The following is a 3,918-nucleotide window of genomic DNA, read 5'->3' as shown; positions in this document are numbered from 1 at the left end:
GGTGACAAACCCCAAGTCGCGCTAGTGGGGAGCAAGCAGTGAGGACAGCCCGGTTGCGATGGCGGCCGGGCTGTCGTCGTACTCCGGGGGCATCGAGACGAAGCTGACCGCGATCCGGGCGACCGTGCGCGCCAGCGTGCGGCGCTGGTCGGCGTCGACGGCGGGCCAGGAGGCCCGTACGGCGGCCTCGATCCGGGAGGCGACGTGGGTCAGCAGCGTGTGGGCGTCGGCGGTCACCAGCTGGACGAGGTCCGGGTGGGCGTCGCCGGCGCGTACGCGCTGGATGAGCGGGTCGGTCGCGGACACCTCGAGGTAGATCTGCAGCGCGGCCTCGAGGCCGGCGCGGGGGTCGTCGCGGTGCTCCTCGAGGGTGTCGGCGATCAGGTCGCACAGGGCATCGGCCAGGGCGATCGTGTAGGCCTGCGCCAGGCCGTAGCGCGATCCGAACGAGTTGTAGAGGGTCTGGCGGCTCACCCCGGCGTCGGTCGCGACGGCCTCGAGGGTGACGTCTCCCCACGGCTTGGCCAGGAGCAGGTCCCGCAACGCCGTGAAGATCGCCTCCCGCCGGGCGGCACTGGACCGCCTCACGAGCGCTTGACTCCCCGGAAGTAGGCGATCGCTCCGCTCTTCTCGAGTACGACGTCCGCGATCCCCTGTCCGGCGAGCCAGCCCCGGAGGTCGTTGCTCGTGCAGCCCGGCCCGAGCACGCTGGCGATCCGCCCGATCCGTCGCATCGGCTCGAAGCGCCACCCGGTGTCGTTGAGCAGGGCGCTGCCGGTGAGCACGCCGCCCGGCTTGAGCACGCGCGCCATCTCGACCACGGCGCGGGCCGGGTCCGGGAAGCAGTGCAGGCCGGTGAACGTGACGACCAGGTCGAACGAGGCGGTGTCGAACGGCAGGTCGCCCACGTCGGCGATCCTGGGCACGACCTGGTCGGCGACCCCGCGCGCCTCGGCCGCCCGCATCGTTCGGTCCAGCATGGCCTGCGCGATGTCGCCGGCGACGTACTCAACGCCCTGGCCGGGCTTGAGGCCACGCAAGGCCACGCCACCGCCGCAGGGGATGTCGAGGATCCGCTTGCCTGCGGGTTGTGCGCCGATCTCGGCGGCGGCCCTGTAGAGGCGGGTCAGGTCGCTGTTGATCCCGGCCCACCACAGGGCGCCACCGGCGCGCGGGTGCTCCACGGTCCAGTCGTAGAACGTCGCCCAGAGCGGGTCCTCGTCCCATTGCCCGACGCCGGGGATCCGGGAGACGGCCTTGCGGATCACGCTTCGCCTCCGATGAGCGCCGGTGCACGCAGCAGCTCGGTCGGCACCGCGAACGCGTCGACCAGGTCGCCGGCGACCGGACGCACCCGACGGCACAGGTCCCCGATCTCGCGGGTGATCTGCTTGGAGCGCTGCGTGGTGAGGCGACCGTGCTCCATGAACCAGGCGGCGTCCTCCTCGATGCTGGACAGTGCGTACAGGTCGCAGAGCATGTTGAGGGCGAGCTTGTTGTCGCCGTCCGGAAGCGAATCGATCTTGTCGGCGAACGCTTCGAGGACCAGCCGCTCGACGTGCGCCCTGGCCGTGGAGATCACGTGGTCCTGGACCCGCGAGAAGACCTCGCCCGGGTTCATCCCGGACTCCACGCCCCGCTTGAGCCGCTTGGCAACTCCGCCGATCCGGTGCTCCTCGCGGAACCGGAACATGGCGAGGTGGTAGCTCGGGTCGAGCAGGCCGCTGTCGGTGTACCAGGTGTCGTCCCGGTCCGGGAGGGCATCGCGGATCTGCTGGAGCAGCTTGTGGACGCGCGTCTTCTCCAGCACCGTCTCGACGGCGAGGTTGGCCACGAACTTCACCATCCCGAGCTGGTCGAGGTCGGAGAAGTCGCTGGCGTAGTCGGTGAGCAGGCCCTTGCCGACCAGCTGCAGCAGGACGTGGTTGTCGCCCTCGAAGGTCATGAAGACGTCCGTGTCGGCCTTGAGGGCCGCGAACCGGTTGACGGACAGGTAGCCGGCGCCGCCACACGCCTCGCGGCACTCCTGGATGACGTCGGTGGCCAGCCAGGTCGACAGCGCCTTGGTGCCGGCAGCCCGCGACTCCAGCAGCCGACGGGACTCCTCGTCCGGCGTGATCCCCGAGAAGACGTCGTGCAGCCGGCTCGCGAGCACCTCCTGCGCGAAGTGCAGGGCGTAGGTCCGGGCCAGGCGCGGGAAGAGCCGGCGCTGGTGCAGTCCGTAGTCGAGCAGCAGCTGCTCGGCCTGCTCGCCGTCCTTGGCGTTCCCGGTCTCGAACTGTCGGCGCTGCAAGCCGTACCTCACCGCGATCGTCAGCGCCACCTTCGCCGTGCTGACGGCGGCCGAGCCGACCGAGACCCGGCCCTGGACGAGGGTCCCGAGCATCGTGAAGAAACGGCGGCCCGCGCTCTCGATCTCGCTGACGTACGTGCCGTCCTCGGTCACGTCGGCGAACCTGTTGAGCAGCGCCTCCCGCGGGACGCGCACGCCGTCGAACCAGATCCGGCCGTTGTCGACGCCGTTGAGGCCCATCTTGTGGCCGTCGTCCTCGATCCGGATGCCGGGCAGGGTGTTGCCCGACTCGTCGCGGATCGGCACCACGAACGCGTGCACGCCATGGCCCTCACCGTTGACCTCGAGCTGGGCGAACACCGCGGCCATCCGCGCATGCTTCGCGGCGTTGCCGATGTAGTCCTTGCCGGCCTCGGGGGTGCTGGTCGTGATCACGAACTCGCCCGCAGCGGCGTCGTACGTCGCCAGGGTGCCGAGCGCCTGCACGTTGCTGCCGTGGGCGGTCTCGGTCATGGCGAAGCAGCCGAACAGCTTGCCGGTGATGAGGTCGGAGATGTACGCGTCGTGGTGCCGCTTCGTGCCGAGCTGGAGGATCGCGCCACCGAACAAGCCGAACTGGACGCCGAACTTCACGAGCACCGACAGGTCGCCGTACGCGAGGGTGTCGAACGCGGCGATCGAGGCGCCGATGTCCTCCCCGCCGCCGTACTCCTTCGGGAAGCCCACCCCGGGGGCGCCGGTCGCGGCGATCTCGAGGACGACCTCGCGCACCCGCTCGCGGAACTCGTCGCGGGTCATCGTCTCGGCGTCCTCCAGGACCGAGGCGTACGACGGCAGCAACGCCCGCACCTGGGTGCGCATGTCGACGTACTTTCCATCGAGCACCCGGGTCAGCCCGGGAACATCGATGGTGAGTGCCGGGGGCTTGGTCGCGGTGGTCTCCTCAGCCATGGGCTGAACCTAACGGACCGGGCTCAGGGCCGCGCGAAGAAGTCGGGCGTGCGCCAGTAGTAGAGGGATTCCTGGGTGACGGGACGTCCGGTGCGCGGGGCGTGGATGATCTGGCCGTTCCCGACGTACAGGGCGACGTGGTAGATCGAGCCGGGGTCGTTGCCCTCACCCCAGAACACCAGGTCGCCGGGTCGGAGCTGGCCCTCGGAGATCGGCGTGGAGACGTCGTATTGGGCGACGGAGTAGTGCGGGAGGCTCTTGCCCCCGGCTGCCCAGGCCTCGGCGGTCAGGCCGGAGCAGTCCCACGCGTTCGGGCCGGAGGCGCCCCACCGGTACGGCTCGCCGAGCTGGGCGCGGGCGAACGCGATGGCAGCCTGCGCGCCGTTGCCGGGCTCCGGGGCCGGACCGGGGTCGGCCGGCTTCGGGTCGGCCGGGCCGGGGTCGTTCGGCTGCGGCGTGGGGGTGTTGCGGACCGGGGCCCGCCGGGCAACCCGCGCGGCCCGGCGTTCCTCCTCCAGCGCAGCCTGGCGACGGGCAGCCAGGGCGACGCTCACGCCCTCGAGCCGGGCGAGGGTGCGGACCAGCCGGGTCTTGCGGCGTTCGATGCGGGCCGTGGTCGCAGCCGCCGTACGGGCAGCGGCCTGGGCCTCGTCCCGGGCGACGAGGGCGTCGGC

Annotated in this window: 4 protein-coding genes; all 4 read right to left on the bottom strand. The window is 71.2% G+C overall.

Translation table 11 applies throughout. From position 1 onward, the window contains the following. Positions 1-21: 21 nt before the first annotated feature. Complete coding sequence (locus ACOADB_RS20750) at positions 22-588, bottom strand: TetR/AcrR family transcriptional regulator (protein WP_378602903.1); 567 nt, start codon at positions 586-588, stop codon at positions 22-24. Continuing rightward, positions 585-1,268, bottom strand: coding sequence for a methyltransferase domain-containing protein (locus ACOADB_RS20745; protein ID WP_378602900.1), 684 nt, complete (start codon positions 1,266-1,268; stop codon positions 585-587). The genes ACOADB_RS20750 and ACOADB_RS20745 overlap by 4 nt, the downstream gene beginning before the upstream one ends. Then, complete coding sequence (locus ACOADB_RS20740) at positions 1,265-3,244, bottom strand: acyl-CoA dehydrogenase (protein WP_378602897.1); 1,980 nt, start codon at positions 3,242-3,244, stop codon at positions 1,265-1,267. Before ACOADB_RS20740 ends, ACOADB_RS20745 begins: the two co-directional genes overlap by 4 nt. 23 nt (positions 3,245-3,267) lie before the next feature. Beyond that, positions 3,268-3,918, bottom strand: a 651-nt coding sequence (locus ACOADB_RS20735) for a C40 family peptidase (protein ID WP_378602894.1), incomplete at its 5' end; no start/stop codon positions are given.

The organism is Nocardioides sp. CPCC 206348 (genome assembly GCF_048654705.1).
Lineage (GTDB): Bacteria > Actinomycetota > Actinomycetes > Propionibacteriales > Nocardioidaceae > Nocardioides.
Note: the sequence above shows the minus strand (reverse complement) of the source record. Positions and strands in the feature narration are given on the sequence as shown.